14 protein-coding genes are annotated in these 13,948 nt (G+C 70.3%); 6 read left to right on the forward strand and 8 right to left on the reverse strand.

The features are described 5' to 3' along the window. Nucleotides 1-178 precede the first annotated feature (178 nt). On the reverse strand, nucleotides 179-919 hold the full coding sequence (locus Q0R13_RS08600; protein WP_293902447.1) for a glucose 1-dehydrogenase: 741 nt from the start codon (nucleotides 917-919) through the stop codon (nucleotides 179-181). Between the two features lie 324 nt (nucleotides 920-1,243). On the opposite strand from Q0R13_RS08600, the gene Q0R13_RS08605 reads away from it, so the two are divergent. Continuing rightward, nucleotides 1,244-1,900, forward strand: a complete 657-nt coding sequence (locus Q0R13_RS08605; protein ID WP_293902451.1) for a PEPxxWA-CTERM sorting domain-containing protein — start codon at nucleotides 1,244-1,246, stop codon at nucleotides 1,898-1,900. A 49-nt stretch (nucleotides 1,901-1,949) separates the two neighbouring features. On the opposite strand, the gene Q0R13_RS08610 is transcribed toward Q0R13_RS08605, so the two are convergent. After that, entirely contained in the window at nucleotides 1,950-2,495 is a 546-nt protein-coding gene (locus Q0R13_RS08610) for a Pycsar system effector family protein (protein WP_293902454.1), read from the reverse strand. A gap of 168 nt (nucleotides 2,496-2,663) precedes the next feature. Further along, entirely contained in the window at nucleotides 2,664-3,899 is a 1,236-nt protein-coding gene (locus Q0R13_RS08615; protein WP_293902457.1) for an acyl-CoA dehydrogenase family protein, read from the reverse strand. Nucleotides 3,900-4,076: 177 nt separating this feature from the next. On the opposite strand from Q0R13_RS08615, the gene tauD reads away from it, so the two are divergent. Further along, on the forward strand, nucleotides 4,077-4,946 hold the full coding sequence (tauD, locus tag Q0R13_RS08620; RefSeq protein WP_293902460.1) for a taurine dioxygenase: 870 nt from the start codon (nucleotides 4,077-4,079) through the stop codon (nucleotides 4,944-4,946). Nucleotides 4,947-4,965: 19 nt separating this feature from the next. Here the strand turns inward: tauD and Q0R13_RS08625 are convergent, their stop codons facing one another. From Q0R13_RS08625 to Q0R13_RS08640, 4 genes are all read right to left on the reverse strand, one after another. Then, the gene (locus Q0R13_RS08625) at nucleotides 4,966-5,178 is read right to left on the reverse strand and encodes a hypothetical protein (RefSeq protein ID WP_293902463.1); all 213 of its coding nucleotides are present in this window, start codon (nucleotides 5,176-5,178) and stop codon (nucleotides 4,966-4,968) included. Between the two features lie 41 nt (nucleotides 5,179-5,219). Continuing rightward, complete coding sequence (locus Q0R13_RS08630) at nucleotides 5,220-6,443, reverse strand: sugar MFS transporter (RefSeq protein ID WP_293902466.1); 1,224 nt, start codon at nucleotides 6,441-6,443, stop codon at nucleotides 5,220-5,222. A gap of 8 nt (nucleotides 6,444-6,451) precedes the next feature. Continuing rightward, nucleotides 6,452-7,318: an alpha/beta hydrolase gene (locus Q0R13_RS08635; RefSeq protein WP_293902469.1), complete on the reverse strand. Its 867-nt coding sequence runs from the start codon at nucleotides 7,316-7,318 to the stop codon at nucleotides 6,452-6,454. A gap of 116 nt (nucleotides 7,319-7,434) precedes the next feature. Beyond that, a complete protein-coding gene (locus Q0R13_RS08640) occupies nucleotides 7,435-8,775 on the reverse strand; it encodes an amino acid permease (RefSeq protein WP_293902472.1) in 1,341 nt (446 codons plus the stop codon). Nucleotides 8,776-8,892: 117 nt separating this feature from the next. On the opposite strand from Q0R13_RS08640, the gene Q0R13_RS08645 reads away from it, so the two are divergent. From Q0R13_RS08645 to Q0R13_RS08660, 4 genes are all read left to right on the forward strand, one after another. After that, the gene (locus Q0R13_RS08645) at nucleotides 8,893-9,267 is read left to right on the forward strand and encodes a BlaI/MecI/CopY family transcriptional regulator (protein WP_293902474.1); all 375 of its coding nucleotides are present in this window, start codon (nucleotides 8,893-8,895) and stop codon (nucleotides 9,265-9,267) included. Further along, on the forward strand, nucleotides 9,257-9,739 hold the full coding sequence (locus tag Q0R13_RS08650; RefSeq protein WP_293902477.1) for a hypothetical protein: 483 nt from the start codon (nucleotides 9,257-9,259) through the stop codon (nucleotides 9,737-9,739). The genes Q0R13_RS08645 and Q0R13_RS08650 overlap by 11 nt, the downstream gene beginning before the upstream one ends. After that, nucleotides 9,736-10,566: a M56 family metallopeptidase gene (locus Q0R13_RS08655; protein ID WP_293902480.1), complete on the forward strand. Its 831-nt coding sequence runs from the start codon at nucleotides 9,736-9,738 to the stop codon at nucleotides 10,564-10,566. The genes Q0R13_RS08650 and Q0R13_RS08655 overlap by 4 nt, the downstream gene beginning before the upstream one ends. A 92-nt stretch (nucleotides 10,567-10,658) precedes the next feature. Beyond that, on the forward strand, nucleotides 10,659-11,699 hold the full coding sequence (locus Q0R13_RS08660) for an amidohydrolase family protein (protein WP_293902483.1): 1,041 nt from the start codon (nucleotides 10,659-10,661) through the stop codon (nucleotides 11,697-11,699). Between the two features lie 157 nt (nucleotides 11,700-11,856). Here the strand turns inward: Q0R13_RS08660 and Q0R13_RS08665 are convergent, their stop codons facing one another. Continuing rightward, nucleotides 11,857-13,890, reverse strand: a complete 2,034-nt coding sequence (locus Q0R13_RS08665; RefSeq protein WP_293902486.1) for a hypothetical protein — start codon at nucleotides 13,888-13,890, stop codon at nucleotides 11,857-11,859. Nucleotides 13,891-13,948: the final 58 nt, after the last annotated feature.

Genomic DNA, 13,948 nt, shown 5'->3' on the forward strand with positions numbered 1-13,948 from the left:
CGCCTGCACCTTGCGCACGCCCACCGCGCCGGCCTCGGCCATCAGCGCGAAGAGGCTGTCGATGTGCTCGGGGGTGAGGGCGGGGGGAGCAGGCTCCATGAGAACAAAGATAGAACATCAACAGGCGGATGTCAAGGTTTCAGCCCCTCCTTTCCCGCAAGCGGGAAGGGAAAGGCGCTTACTGCCCGCCGTCGACGCGGACGATGGCGCCGGTGGTGAAGGACGACAGGGGGCTGGCCAGGTAGAGGGCGGTGGTGACGACCTCCTCGGGGCGGCCGGGGCGGCCGAGGGCGTTGTTGGAATGCTCGCGGGCCTCGGGGGTCCAGGCCTTGGCGATGTCGGTGAGGAAGGGGCCGGCCGAGAGCGTGTTGACCCGCACCTTCGGGCCGTACTCGCGGGCCATCGACACCGTCATGGCGTTCAGCGCCGCCTTGGCGCCCGAATAGGGCACCACCGTCGGCAGCGGCATCAGGGCGCCGGAGGAGGAGATGTTGATGATCACCCCGCCTTCGCCCTGGTTCATCCGGTGCGCCACCTGGCTGGCCAGCCGGAACGGGCCCTTGAAGTTCAGCCCCACGACGCTGTCGAAGAGCTGTTCGGTCACCTCATGCGAGGGGACGGCGGGCGACATGCCGGCGTTGTTGACCAGGATGTCGATGCGCCCGAATTCGGCATAGGCCACCTCGATCAGCCGGTCGATCTCGTCCCAGCGCGCGGCATGGGCGGCATGGGCCAGGGCGCGCCGGCCCATCTGGCGGACCTCGGCGGCCACCGCCTCGCAGGCGTCCAGCTTGCGGCTGGTAATAATCAGATCGGCGCCGGCCCGGGCGAAGGCGCGCACCATCTGCAGCCCCAGGCCGCGGCTGCCGCCGGTGACCAGCGCCACCTTGCCGGTCAGGTCGAAAGGATTGTCGGTCATGCGGTCGCCCCAGCCTCGCCCCATCTCATAGCCGCCGGCCGGGACGGGGTCGACGGGGTCGGCGCCAGATCGGTCACGACATGGTTTCGGCGCGCCGCGAACCGGATGCAGGGTCCGGCCTACGCGGCTTCCCCCTGCAGGCGAGTCTCGTTGACTCCGTCCGGGCCACGCTCCATTTCTCACGACGACACAATCTATCGGTACGTTCCCGTTCGACCCGATGCGGTGATTGAGCTCTGTGCGCGGCTGCACCCTGGCGCGCTGGGTCTCCAATCTCTTGGACCTTCCCGCATACGACGTGACGTGAGCGACGGGGTGTTGACCATGACTGTTTCACGTCTTCTCAAGTCGTCGATCGCGGCTGCCGCGACCCTGTTCTGGGCCGGGTGCGCGCAGGCCGCGACGTTTGACCTGACCCTCACCGGCGTGGCCGCCGCCGGGCACTATTCCAGCCAGGACATCGGCGCCACGCACTATGACCAGTGGGTCCTCTCGCTGAGCGGACTCGACGCCATGTCCGCCATCACGGTGCACCAGGGCGACATGATCAACGCCACGATCACGCTCGACATGCCGTTCACGATCCCGGCGTCGCAGCAGCTGACCTCCTTCGCGCTGGTCCTCGGCGGCTCCGCCTTCCCGGGCCTCTCCACCGCATCGAGCGGCTCCACGGCCTTCTTCAACGCCGGGTCGCCGGTCATCGACGGGGCGGAAAGCGTCCTCACCTCGAGCCAGCTGGACAATGCCGTGGACTTCTTCCCGCCGAACAACGGGCCGATCACCTTCGATTCGGTGATCTCGACCTTCACGATCACCGACCTCTCGTTGCCGGCGACCCTGGACTACTCGCTGCTGACCTACACGCTGTTCAGCCCGTCCACCGCGGGCGTGCCCGAACCGGCGGCCTGGACGATGATGCTGATCGGCTTCGGCGGCCTTGGCGCGATGGTGCGTTCGCGCCGCCGGGCGACCATCGCCTGATCCCGCCCCGAGCCGACCGTACCGCGCCGCCGGCCAAAAGCCGGCGGCGTCAGCTCACGAACATCTTCCACAGCACGGTCGCCACGAACGTCACGAAGCTGGCGATCAGGCCGGTCAGCAGGACCGCGTAGGCATAGCCCAGCAGGCGGTACTTCTTGCGGCCGAGCACCCGGCCGTTCTGGTAGATGTCGTGGGCGAAGGCCTCGTAGACGGTCTGGGTGTCGGTGGCGATCTCCAGCAGGCGCTCGACATATTCGTCCTCCGGCAGCTGGGTGAAGGCCCCGAAGAACAGGATGTTGGCCGGCCCGTCCGGGCGCGGCGGCGTCTTCACCGACGGCAGGACCGCACTGACCGTCAGCACCGCGGCGGCGAACGCCGCGGCCGCCAGCACCAGCAGGGCCGGCTGGGGATGGCCCGCCGTCACCTGGCCCACCGAGATGGTGAAGATCACGAAGGTCACGCCCAGCAGCATGCTGGCCTTCTGGTCGGCCATCTGGCTGAGCTGGTACTGGATCTGCTGCGTCGTGCGCAGCAGGTGAACCCCGTCCGCCGAGAAGGTGCGCCGCACCTCCGCCGCCTGATTACCGTCACCCATGCCGCCCATTCCCACGCTAGACGGACCCTGCATATCCGCGTCGCGGCCTCCCCCCAAGGCCTTCGTCACGGAACTGTCGTCAACGCGTCCATCGCAGACAGGTTGGGCCGTTTTTGCCCGGGCGTCGATAAACCTCGAGGTTGTGGCGTCCGCGGCCTCCGCCCTCCCCTACAGCAGGTCGCCGCCGCAGGCGCCGGCCGTGGAGCCGGTGGCCTTGAACGCCTTGATCACGTTGCGGCCCACGGTCCAGCGGTGCACCTCGTCCGGCCCGTCCACCAGGCGTTGCGAGCGGATGTGGGTGTACCAAGCGGCCAGCGGGGTGTCGCGGCTGTAGCCCAGGGCGCCGTGCAGCTGGATCGCGGTGTCGACCACGTGGTGGACCATGTGCGCCAGGTAGACCTTGGCGATGGAGTTCTCCTGCCGCATGTCCAGGCCCTTCTCGGCCTTGTAGGCGATGTGCAGCAGCATCAGGCGCGAGATGTAGAGCTGGCTCGCGCACTCGGCCATCATGAACTGGACGGCCTGGCGCTCATCCAGCTTCTTGCCGAAGGTCTCGCGGTTGGTGATGTGCGCGGCGGCCAGGTCCAGCGCGCGCTGAGCCATCGCGATGTTGTGCATGCCGTGGCGCAGGCGCCCGTAGGCCAGACGGTGCTGGCCCATGTCGAAGCCGCGGCCCTCGCCGCCGACGATGTTCTCCGCCGGGACGACCAGGTCCTTGATCTCGATCTCGGAGTGGCCGCCGCCCATGATGTGCGACAGCGGGCCCTCGGCGGCCATGGTCGGGATGTCGCGCTTGATCTTGTAGCCGGGGTTCGGCAGCTCGACGATGAAGGTCGAGAACTGCTGGTGGCGCGGGCCCTCGGTGTCGGTGCGGGCCATGACCAGGGCCAGGTCGGCGGCCGACGCCGCGGAGCTGAACCACTTCTCGCCGTTCAGGACGTAGTTCTCGTTGCCGTCCTTGACGGCGGTGGTGCGCATGCCGGTGGCGTCGGCGCCGGCGGCCTTCTCGGTCATCGAGTAGCAGACCCTCTTCTCGCCGTTCAGCAGCGGCTTGAGGAACTTCTCCTTCTGGAACTCGGTGCCGTGGGCGATTAGCGTCAGGATGGTGGCGTCGTCCGGCCCCTGGCTGTTCATGCTGAGCGCGCCGATGTAGCTCTCGCCCAGCTCCATCTGCACCAGGGCGTTGGCCAGCGGGCCGAGGCCCATGCCGCCATATTCCTTGGGCACGAAGGGCATCCACAGGCCCTGGGCGCGGGCCTTCTTGCGCAACTCGTCGATGACCGACTTGTAGCTCGCCTTGTCGGTGATCCGCTCCTGGGCGGGGATGCACTCGTCATGCACCCACTGGCGAACCTTGGCGCGGACGGCCTTGGCTTCATCCGGAATCTCGAAGTCGATGGACATGGCGGCGTCTCCCTAAACATCTGTTTGAACGACAATGACGCGCCAGCGCCGATGATATCAACCGCAGAAAACGCAGAAAACGCAGAAGGACGCCGTAGCGGAAAGGCTCCGTTTTTCTGCGTCCTGCCGCGTATTCTGCGGTTACATTTCTCGCAACTGTGGCGTGGAGAGTTGACGATGCTGATCAGAGCGCTGACGCCCGCGATCGGCGCGGTGATCGACGGCGTGGACCTGGCCCAGGGCGTCTCGGCCGACCTGGCGCAGGCCATCCGTGAGGCGCTGCTGGCGCACCAGGTGATCTTCTTCGAGGACCAGCACCTGACCGCGGTGCAGCACCGCGACTTCGCCGCGCGGTTCGGGGCGCTGCACACCCACCCGCTCTATCCCGGCGTGCCGGAGGCGCCGGAGCTGTTCGTGCTCGACAATCACGCCGGCAACCCCACCGACAACGACGCCTGGCACACCGACGTGACCTTCATCGAGACCCCGCCCATGGGGTCGATCCTCTATGCCCGCAGCCTGCCGGCCAACGGCGGCGACACCCTCTGGGCCAATATGCGCGCGGCCTATGAGGCGCTGTCGCCGACCTTCCGCGAGTTCCTGTCCGGCCTGGACGCCGTCCACGACTTCGCCCGCGGCTTCCCCAAGGGCGGCATCGTCGCGGGCGCGGCGGGCGCCGAGAAGCATGCCCAGGCCCTGGCTCAGCACCCGCCGGTGACCCACCCCGTGGTCCGCACCCATCCGGAGACCGGCGAGGACGGCCTGTTCGTCAACTTCGGCTTCACCGAGCGGATCAAGGGCCTGCGCCGCAAGGAGAGCGACGCAATCCTGGGCCTGCTGTTCGAGCACGTGACCAAGCCGGAGTTCCAGGTGCGCTGGCGATGGTCGGACAACGCGGTGGCGTTCTGGGACAACCGGGTGACCCAGCATTATGCGGTCAACGACTACCTGCCCAACCGCCGCGTCATGATCCGCGCCACCATCCTGGGCGAGCGGCCCTACCACCGCTCGCGGATGCCGGCCGAGGTGCGGGCGGCGGCGGCGTGATCATCCGATGAGCGGGCGTTCAGAGCGCCGCTTCGGTGGCTTCCATCTCGTCGCGGATCCAGTCGTGGCCGTTGGCGACCATCACCCCTTCCAGGGCGGTGATGTGGCCGCGCAGGCGGTCGCGGATGTCCTTGGGGACGTCGTCGCGCAGCGCGATCCAGCGGGCGATCTGGTGCACGGCGAAGGCGCTGTGCAGGGCCAGGCGGTCGCGGTCCTCTTCGGTGAGCTTCATGTCGGCAGACCTCGCGGTTGGATGGACAGCATAGCACAGGCTCAGGCCGCGGGGCGCCGCGCCGACCAGCCGAACCCGGCGACGATCGCATAGCAGACCGCCGGTACCGCCAGGGCCATGGAAAGGCTGGCCGCATCGGCCACCGCTCCGCCCAGCAGCGGGATGACCGCGCCGCCGACGATGGCCATGCACAGCAGGCCCGAGCCCTGCGGCGTCTTCGGGCCCAGGCCTTCCAGCGCCAGGCTGAAGATGGTCGGGAACATGATGGCGTTCATCAGCCCGACCGCGAGCAGGGTCCAGCCGGCGACCGCGCCGTGGCTGCAGGCGGAGACCAGGCACAGCGCCCCGGCCCCGACCGCCGCCCCCGCCAGCGCCTTGCCCGGCGAGACGACCCGCAGGAGGAAGGCGCCGACGAACCGCCCGACCATCGCCCCGCCCCAATAGAAGATCAGGTGCTTGCCGGCCGTCTGCTGGTCGTAGCCAAGGCTCGAGGGCAGCATCAGGTAGTTGGTCATCAGGCTGCCGATGGTCACCTCGGCGCCGACGTAGACGAAGATCGCCGCCGCCCCGAACGCCAGCCGCGGCCGGGCCAGTAGGCCGAGGGCGCCGCTGAGGCCGGCCGCCGCATCGGCCTCGCCCAGCCGCCGGCGCACGATCCAGAACACCAGCGCCACTGCCGCCAGCGCCGCGGCCAGGCCCAGGTAGCTCTCGCCGAGGATCCCCGGGCTGGGCGGACCGGCCTGGCCCAGGATCAGCTGCGCGCCGATGTACGGGGCGACGGTAGTCCCCAGCGAATTGAACGCCTGGGCCAGGGTCAGGCGGCTGTGCGAGGTCTTCGCCGACCCCAGGCCGGCGATCAGCGGATTGGCCGCCACCTGCAGCAGGGTGATCCCCGCCGCCAGGATGAACAGCGCCGCCAGGAAGATGGCGTAGGTCCCCGTTGACGCCGCGGGCACGAACAGCAGGCACCCCAGCGCCGCGACGCTCAGCCCCGCCACGATCCCGCGCCCATAGCCCAGCCTGGCCACGATGGCGCCGGCCGGCAGCGAGACGACGGCATAGGCGGTGAAGAAGGCGAACTGCACCAACATCGCCTCGGCGTAGCTGAGCCGGAACAGCCCCTTCAGCTTGGGGATCAGGATGTCGTTGAGGCTGGTGATCCCGCCCCAGATGAAGAACAGGCTGACCACCAGGATCACCAGCCCGGCGCCGGAGCCCGAGCCGGTGGTCTCGCGAGGGGCCGTGGGTGTCGTGGTGGGCGGCATCGTGGCGGCTATCCCAAGTGCGCCTTGAACCAGCCGATCATCTCGCCGACCGCCTGGTCGAAGCCGGCGACGTAGACGTCGAAGTGGCCGCCGGGCACGCGGACCAGCTTCTTCGGCCCGCCGGCGCGCTGGAAGGCGGCCTCGGCGTGGGCGGTCGGCGTGACGGTGTCGTCCTCGGCCACGATCATCAACAGGGCGCGGGGCGCCAGCTTGTCGATCCACCAGGCCGGCTCGTAAGCGCGCACCGCCTCGAAGGAGGAGAAGGTCACCTCGTTCTTCCAGGTCGGGCTGTTGGTCCCGGCGAAATAGACATCGGCGTCGTCGCCCGGCAGGGCCGCCAGCCCGTCGTCCGGCGCGGTCACCGGGATCATGGTCGCCGGCGCCCCGGCCGAGCGGGCCTCGCGCTCGGCGAACAGCCCGGCCTCGAACTCTGCGAGGTCCTCACGCAGGCCCAGCAGCTCCGAGCCGCTGATGAACGGCGCCTGGGAGACCACGCAGCGCACGCGGGGGTCCAGCGCGCCGGCCTGCAGCACATGGCCGCCGGAGAAACTTGAGCCCCAGAGCGCGATCCGCTCCGGGTCCACGCCCGGCAGGGTGCGCACGTAACTGACGGCGTCGCGATAGCCGCGCAGCTGGCGGGGCGGATCGACATCCTGGCGCGGATAGCCGTCCGACAGGCCGAAGCCCGCGTGATCGTAGACGAAGGCGTTGTAGCCGACCTCGGCGAAGGCTCGCGCATGCCGCTCCAGCTGGTCGGCCACGGCGGAGAAGCCGTGCGCCATCACCACCACCGGCCGCGGGCCGCCGCCCTTGGCCGGATAGAGCCGGCCGCGGAGCGCCGTGCCTTCGGAGGCAAAGGTGATGAGATCGGTCATGGATAGTCCCCCGGTGAGCGCCCGTCGAAGCGCCGTCTGTCCGCGCCAGATACGGCGATGGCGGAAAATCGGATGCCACAGCCCGTGCCGCGAGGCCTGCGCGGCACGACCCTAGACTAAAGCGCGCGGCGCCGGTTCAGCCAGAGATAGAGCGCCGCCGCCGCGCCCAGCGGGACCAGGCACAGCACCAGTTCGATCGGCTTGGCCGAGGCTGCAATGGCCACCGCGCAGCCGATGGCGACCACCGCCGTGGCCCGCGCCGCCAGCCGCCGATGGGGCGCATAGCCGCCCACCAGCCGCACCAGCGACAGGCCGCACAGGGCATAGCTGTAGAGGCTGAGGATGACCGCGATATTGGCGAGGGTCGAGAACTGCTGGGCCAGGGTCGGGGTGGCGGTGGAGACGGCCATCAGGCTCATCAGCGCGCCCATGGTCAGCAGGTTGGCCGGGGAGGCGCGCTCGCCCGGCCGGGTGCGGAACAGGCGCGGGAACAGGCCCTCGTCGGCGCCGCTGCGGGTGGTCTCGGCCGCCACCAGGGTCCAACCGGTGACGCAGCCCAGGGCGCGCAGCAGGGCGGAGACGGCGATCACGCCGCCCAGGCCGACGCCCAGGCTGGCCTTCCCCGCCTCGGCGAAGGGCGACCCCGACGCGGCCAATGTCGCGGCGGGAAGGACGCCCATCAGCACCGTGCAGGCGGAGATGTAGAGCACCGCCACGCCCGCGACCCCGGCCAGGGTGGCGCGCGGCACGTTGCGCGTGGGGTCGCGGACCACCCGCGCGACGGCGGCCGCGCACTCGACGCCCAGGAACGCCCAGAAGGCGGAGAGCGCCGAGGCGCCGACCGCCGCGCCGGGCGACAGGCCTTGCGGGTTCCAGGAGGCCAGGAACACCGCGGGATGGAACGCCAGCCAGCCGAAGGTCGCCGCCAGGATCACCGGCAGCAGGCCCAGCCCCAGCGTCAGACCCTCGACGCGGGTGACCGCGCGCGGTCCCAGCCAGGCGGCGGCCACGGCGAACCAGATGGCGGCCAGGGTCACGGCCAGCCTCGGCCCCGGCCCGGCCAGCGCCGGAACCAGATAGCCCGCCGCCCCCGCCACCGCGAGCGCGATGCTGGCGTTGCCCACCCAGTTGCTGGTCCAGAAGCTCAAGGTGACCTGGACGCCAAAGAATCGCCCCAGCCCGGCCTCCACATAGGTCGGCATGCCGGTGGCGTGCGGCGCGGCCCTGCCCAGCCAGGCGAACACGCCGGCGATCGCCAGGGCCGCCACGGTCGCGGCGATCCAGCCGAGGATCGAGATCGATCCGACAGCCCCCAGCGTCGCCGGCAGCAGATAGACCCCGGACCCCACCATCGAGCCGGCCACCAGCGCCGCCGCGCCGACCACGCCCATGGAGCCGTGCCCGTCGGCCGGTCTGGCCCCTGCCTCCGAGACCGACGCCACCATCTGCTCCGCCATCCGGGGTCCCCCGCCCCGAGCCTGCTCCACTCCGCGCGCGAGGTCCAATGGCGATGGGGCCAAGGCGCTTGACAGCAAAAACTACAGGCGTAACCTTTCGCCAACGACGGGTGTAAGATGTCGAAGATTTCCGGCGCCGAAAGCCACATCATGGAAGCCCTCTGGACCCAGGGGCCGATGACCGCCGAGGAGATCGTGCAGACGGTCGGCCCGGCCCAGGCGTGGGGCGAGGCCACCGTCAAGACGCTGATCAACCGCCTGCTGAAGAAGCAGGCCCTGGCCTCGGAACGCACCGGCGGCCGCGCCCTCTACCGGCCGATCGTCAGCCGCGAAGACTATGTCACCGGCGAGAGCCAGGGCCTGCTCGATCGCCTGTTCGGCGGCCAGATCGCGCCGCTCGTCGCCCACTACGCCCGCCACCGCGCGCTCTCGCCGGAGGAGGTCACGCGGCTGAAGACCCTGATCGCGGAGCTCGAGACCGATGACGAGTGAGGTCCTGGCCGCACTGCTGCGGGTGAACCTCGTGCTCGCGGCCGCGGTCCTGGCCCTGCGGCGGCCGGCGCGCCGGCTGTTCGGGCCGCAGATCGCCTACCGCCTCTGGGCCGCCCCGCCGCTGGCCGCCCTGGCCACCCTGCTGCCGACCCGCGTCGCCGAGGACGCGCCGGCCACCAGCACCCTGGCCGCCGCCGTGCGCGACTATGCCGACCCCACCGTCCTGGCCTGGGGCCTGGGCGTCGCGGCGATGGTGACCGGCCTGACCTGGGCGCAGATGCATGACCGGCCCGCTGCTGGTCGCCAGCAGCCTGGTGGCCGTGGCCCTGGCGGCCTGGACCGTCCAGCCGCCCGCCCCGCGCCACCCGCCGTCGCTGATCGCGTTCTGGGAACACATCCAGGCGCGGCCCATCGTGTCGGTGCTGCTGGTCTCGCGACCCGCCCCGGCGCCGACCCGCTAGACCCGCCATGAACGATCTGCAGCCGATCCTCGGCCCCGATCCCGCCCTCGGACTCCTGGCGGGCTTCCTCGGCGCGAACGTCGCCGTCGCCGCGACCGTCCTGGCGGTCGCCGTGGCGCGGCTGCCGGCGCGGCGCGCGCTGGGGCCCGCCGCCGCCTACCGGCTGTGGCTGGCGCCGCTGATCATCGCCCTGGCCAGCCTCCTGGTCCTGTTCACCCCCGGCGACAGCGAGACGGGATCGGCCGCCGCCGCCCTGGCCGCCCACATGCCCCATCTGGGTCCGATCCCAGCGATCTGGGGCGCAGGGATGGTCGCCCTTGTCGCGCTCTTCACCCTGGCCCAGGCGCGGTTCCTCGCCGAGGTGCGGGCCGGGCGCGGCGGGCCGGCCGTGGTGGGGCTGATCGCGCCGCGGATCGTGCTGCCGGCCGATGACGGCCGCTACACGCCGGAGGAGCGCGAGCTGATCCGGGCCCACGAGCGCGAGCATGTGGCGCGCAAGGATCCCCGGGCCGCGGCGGTCGTCGCCCTCTTCCAGTGCCTGTGCTGGTTCAACCCCTTCGCGCACCTGGCCGCCTACCTGCTGCGGCTGGACCAGGAGCTGGCCTGCGACGCGGCGGTGGTGATGCATCGTCCGGGCACGCGGGTGCTCTACGCCCGCACCCTGCTGAAGGCCCAGCTGGCCACGACGCCGCTGCCATTCGGCTGCTACTGGCCGGCGCGCGGGCAGCATCCGCTGGAGGTGCGGATCGCCTCGCTGAAGCGCCGCACAGACCGCGGCCGGGCCGGACCCCAGGGCGACGCCGTCGTCCTGGCCCTCATGGACGCCATCCGCCCCTGAGATCGGCCGCCGCTGCGCAGGTCGTTCGGCGGTTGACCCCGCCGGGCCGCGCTTTAGCGTGCGCGCCAACCAGATAAGACGGGAGCAACGCCATGCCGGAAGCCATCCTCGACCCCGAACTGCCGATCGTCGATCCGCACCACCACCTGTGGGACCGGCGGAGCTATGCGACCCCGGCCGCGCCTGAGCATCCGTTCATGACCGCCATCGAACCGGCCAAGCGCTACCTGCTGGATGAACTGCTGGCCGACACCGGCAGCGGGCACAATGTGGTCGCCACGGTGTTCGTGGAGTGCGGGGCCTTCTACAAGGCCGACGGCCCGGCCGAACTGCGCGTGGTCGGCGAAACCGAGTTCGTCAATGGAGTCGCGGCGATGAGCGCCAGCGGCCTCTATGGCGCCACCCGGGCCTGCGCCGGCATCGTCAGCCGCGCCGACCTGCTGCTGGGCGATGGCGTCAAGGCGGTGCTGGAGGCGCACATCCAGGCCGGTGGCGGCCGGTTCCGCGGCATCCGCAACTCAGCCTCGTTCGACGCGGACCCGGAGGTCCTGGGCCCGCTCAACCGCCTTGAGGCCGGCCTCTACCTGCGCGACGACTTCCGCGCCGGGTTCAAGCACCTGGCGCCCATGGGCCTGACCTTCGACGCCTGGCTGCTGGAGCCGCAGCTGCCCGACCTCATCGACCTGGCCCGCGCCTTTCCCGACACCCCCATCGTGCTGGACCACGTGGGCACGCCACTGGGCCGGGGCAGCTACACCGGCAAGCTGCCGGACCGCTTCGACGGCTGGCGCGCCAACATCCGCGAACTGGCCAGGTCGCCGAAGGTGGTGGTCAAGCTGGGCGGCCTGGCCATGGCCTTCTGCAACTTCCCCTCGTTCCTGGCCGAGCCCCGCGCGCCGTCCGAACAGCTGGCCAAGGAGTGGGGGCCCTACATCGAGACCTGCATCGAGGCCTTCGGCGCCGAGCGCTGCATGTTCGAGAGCAACTTCCCCGTCGACATGGGCAGCTGCAGCTACGCCACCCTCTGGAACGCCTTCAAGCACATCGCCAAGGGGGCGTCCGCGGCGGAGAAGACGGCGCTGTTCTCGGGGACGGCGGCGAAGGTGTACGGGCTTTCCCTCCCCATGACGTGAAGGGGAGGGACAGGCCGCGCAGCGGCCAGGGTGGGGAGGTTTGGGCCCAGACGCTCACGCCTCGGGAGGCCACCCCGTCAACACGACAATCCTGATAAGCCGCACTCCGGCCGATACTTCCCCACCCCGCTCGCCTTCTGCGAGTCGGCCCTCCCGATCAAGGGAGGGAGGACGCCGTTGTGGCCGCCGCCTCGGTCGTCTTGGTCGGCATCGGCATCGGCCCGCCGCCGCGCCGACCCTTCGGCATCAGCTTCTGCGCGGCGTCCAGCTCCTTCTGGGAGATCGCCCCGTCCATGTCGGTGTCGATCAGCGCCATGTACTGCTTCAGGGTGTCGCCCAGCTTGCCGCGCAGTTCGGAGACCTGCAGCTTGCCGTCCAGGTTGTCGTCCATGACGCCCAGCATCAGGTTGTTCTGCAGCTGCTTGTCGTAGTCCGGCAGCTGGTGGGCCACGGTCTCGTCCACCCAGCGGTAGTGGAAGTAGGTGGCCAGCATCTCCTCCGTCGACTGCTCGCCCCAGTTGACCAGCTTCTTGGGGTCCGGGTTCTGCGGGTTGCGGGTGGAGTTGTCGAAGGTCCAACGGGCGATCACTTTGGTCCCGGCCGGCACCGTCAGCGGCTTGGCCAGGAAATACTCGTACTGCCAGTTGAAGTCGTAGCGCGGCAGGGCCAGCAGCATCTGCTCGTGGCCGTCCGGATAGCGCACCGAGACGTTCACCGACCCGCCGCGGTGGTGGGCGTGCGGGGTCAGGCCATAGAGGATAGCCGCGTGCGGCAGCTCAACCGACGCGACCTCCGGGTGGAACTCCTCGCCGGGCGGGATGGCGATGGTGAAATCGAAGATACCGAAGGTGCGCAGCACGTACTTCGGCGCCTTGCCCTTGGGATAGAAGTAGATGCCCATCTGGGTCTTCTCGACCGTCTCGCGGCCATAGGGCGTGTAGTGGTTCTGGAAGGCGATGCCGCCCGAGGGCGGCACCCAGGCGCCGGTGTCCCGGGGCGAGAGGTTGGAGCCGCGGCCCGGGCCGTAGCCGCCCAGAGAGGCGCCCCACTCGGCCTCGGTCGCCGTGTCCCCGGGCCTGAAGTCGCCGGCGACCACGCCGGTCAGGATGTGGTGCACCACCTGGCGGTCGGTGACGCGGAAGGTGGTGGCTTTCATCCAGCGGCCTTCGCTCAGCACGCTGGGCACCACCGGGCGCTGGTACTCCATGACCCCGGTGGCCGGAATCTTCGCCTCGGGGATCTCGACGATGACGTCGGGCTTGCCCAGCGGCCAGTCGGGGGCCTGGAACTTGATCTTGGCCAGCGGGTCCGCGCCGGTCCCGCGCGCCGCGCCGCCCTCAACCCAGTGGACCATAGTCTTGATCTGCTCGGAGGTCAGGCGGTCGTCGTCCTGGAAGGCGCCCACGGTCTCGTCGGCCAGGTAGGGCGGCATGCGGTGGGTGCGGATGACCTCGCGGATCATCGGCGAGAAGCCCTTCACCTGGTCATAGCTGTTCAGCGGCATCGGCCCGATCCCGCCCGGCTGGTGGCAGGAGGCGCACTTCTTCTCGATGATCGGGGCGATGGTCCTGGCGTAGGAGATCTTGTCGAAGTCGTGGGCCCGGGCGCGCTCGGGGAAGGCGATTTCGCCGCCCCGCGCCGGATGGGCCATAAACGCAACCTTCTGGCCCGACGTCAGCGCGTCCAGCGCCTGGCCCGCCCAGGCCTCGCCGCCCGGACCGATGGCGGGGCCGCGATAGGCCACCTTCCAGGTCCTGGGATCGACGACGATCACCTCCCCGGCGCGGGTGACGCCCAGCTGTTCGCCGGCCAGCTGCTCATAGTCGAACAGGATCGGCAGGCCGCTCAGGCCCGCGGCCCTGGCGTCGGCGTTGACCCGTTCGCGGGTCTCGCCCAGCCGGCTGTCCAGCAGGAACAGCTCGACGCCCTTGGCGCCATAAGCGGCCTGCAGCGCCCGGTACGCCGCGGCGTCCTTGCGCACGGCCGCGTCGCCGCTGGCATAGGTGATCAGTACCACGGCCTTGGCGTCGGCCATGCGGTAGAGCTGGTGGGCCAGGAAGTTCTGGTCGGGCAGGACGAAGTCGTCCACCGACGAGGTGGCGACCGGGGCGCCGATCGTCCCCGCGCCGAGGCTCAAGACCGCCAGCGCCGCGGCGAGCGTCAGCTTCGCCAGTTTCTCAAGCCCTGCCACGTCGTTTCCCCCAACCGTGTTCGCAATCATCATGCGGCGGATCGCGACCGCCATCCAG

The sequence above is a fragment of the Phenylobacterium sp. genome, assembly GCF_025351295.1.
GTDB lineage: Bacteria > Pseudomonadota > Alphaproteobacteria > Caulobacterales > Caulobacteraceae > Phenylobacterium.

Bases quoted from the DNA above. Each gene is read 5' to 3' on its own strand.
- Q0R13_RS08640 (WP_293902472.1), bottom strand. From the start codon at position 8,775: ATGGCGGAGCAGATGGTGGCGTCGGTCTCGGAGGCAGGGGCCAGACCG.
- Q0R13_RS08625 (WP_293902463.1), bottom strand. From the start codon at position 5,178: ATGAAGCTCACCGAAGAGGACCGCGACCGCCTGGCCCTGCACAGCGCC.
- Q0R13_RS08650 (WP_293902477.1), top strand. From the start codon at position 9,257: ATGACGAGTGAGGTCCTGGCCGCACTGCTGCGGGTGAACCTCGTGCTC.
- Q0R13_RS08605 (WP_293902451.1), top strand. From the start codon at position 1,244: ATGACTGTTTCACGTCTTCTCAAGTCGTCGATCGCGGCTGCCGCGACC.
- Q0R13_RS08610 (WP_293902454.1), bottom strand. From the start codon at position 2,495: ATGGGTGACGGTAATCAGGCGGCGGAGGTGCGGCGCACCTTCTCGGCG.
- Q0R13_RS08630 (WP_293902466.1), bottom strand. From the start codon at position 6,443: ATGCCGCCCACCACGACACCCACGGCCCCTCGCGAGACCACCGGCTCG.
- Q0R13_RS08635 (WP_293902469.1), bottom strand. From the start codon at position 7,318: ATGACCGATCTCATCACCTTTGCCTCCGAAGGCACGGCGCTCCGCGGC.
- Q0R13_RS08660 (WP_293902483.1), top strand. From the start codon at position 10,659: ATGCCGGAAGCCATCCTCGACCCCGAACTGCCGATCGTCGATCCGCAC.
- Q0R13_RS08655 (WP_293902480.1), top strand. From the start codon at position 9,736: ATGAACGATCTGCAGCCGATCCTCGGCCCCGATCCCGCCCTCGGACTC.
- Q0R13_RS08600 (WP_293902447.1), bottom strand. From the start codon at position 919: ATGACCGACAATCCTTTCGACCTGACCGGCAAGGTGGCGCTGGTCACC.
- tauD (WP_293902460.1), top strand. From the start codon at position 4,077: ATGCTGATCAGAGCGCTGACGCCCGCGATCGGCGCGGTGATCGACGGC.
- Q0R13_RS08645 (WP_293902474.1), top strand. From the start codon at position 8,893: ATGTCGAAGATTTCCGGCGCCGAAAGCCACATCATGGAAGCCCTCTGG.
- Q0R13_RS08615 (WP_293902457.1), bottom strand. From the start codon at position 3,899: ATGTCCATCGACTTCGAGATTCCGGATGAAGCCAAGGCCGTCCGCGCC.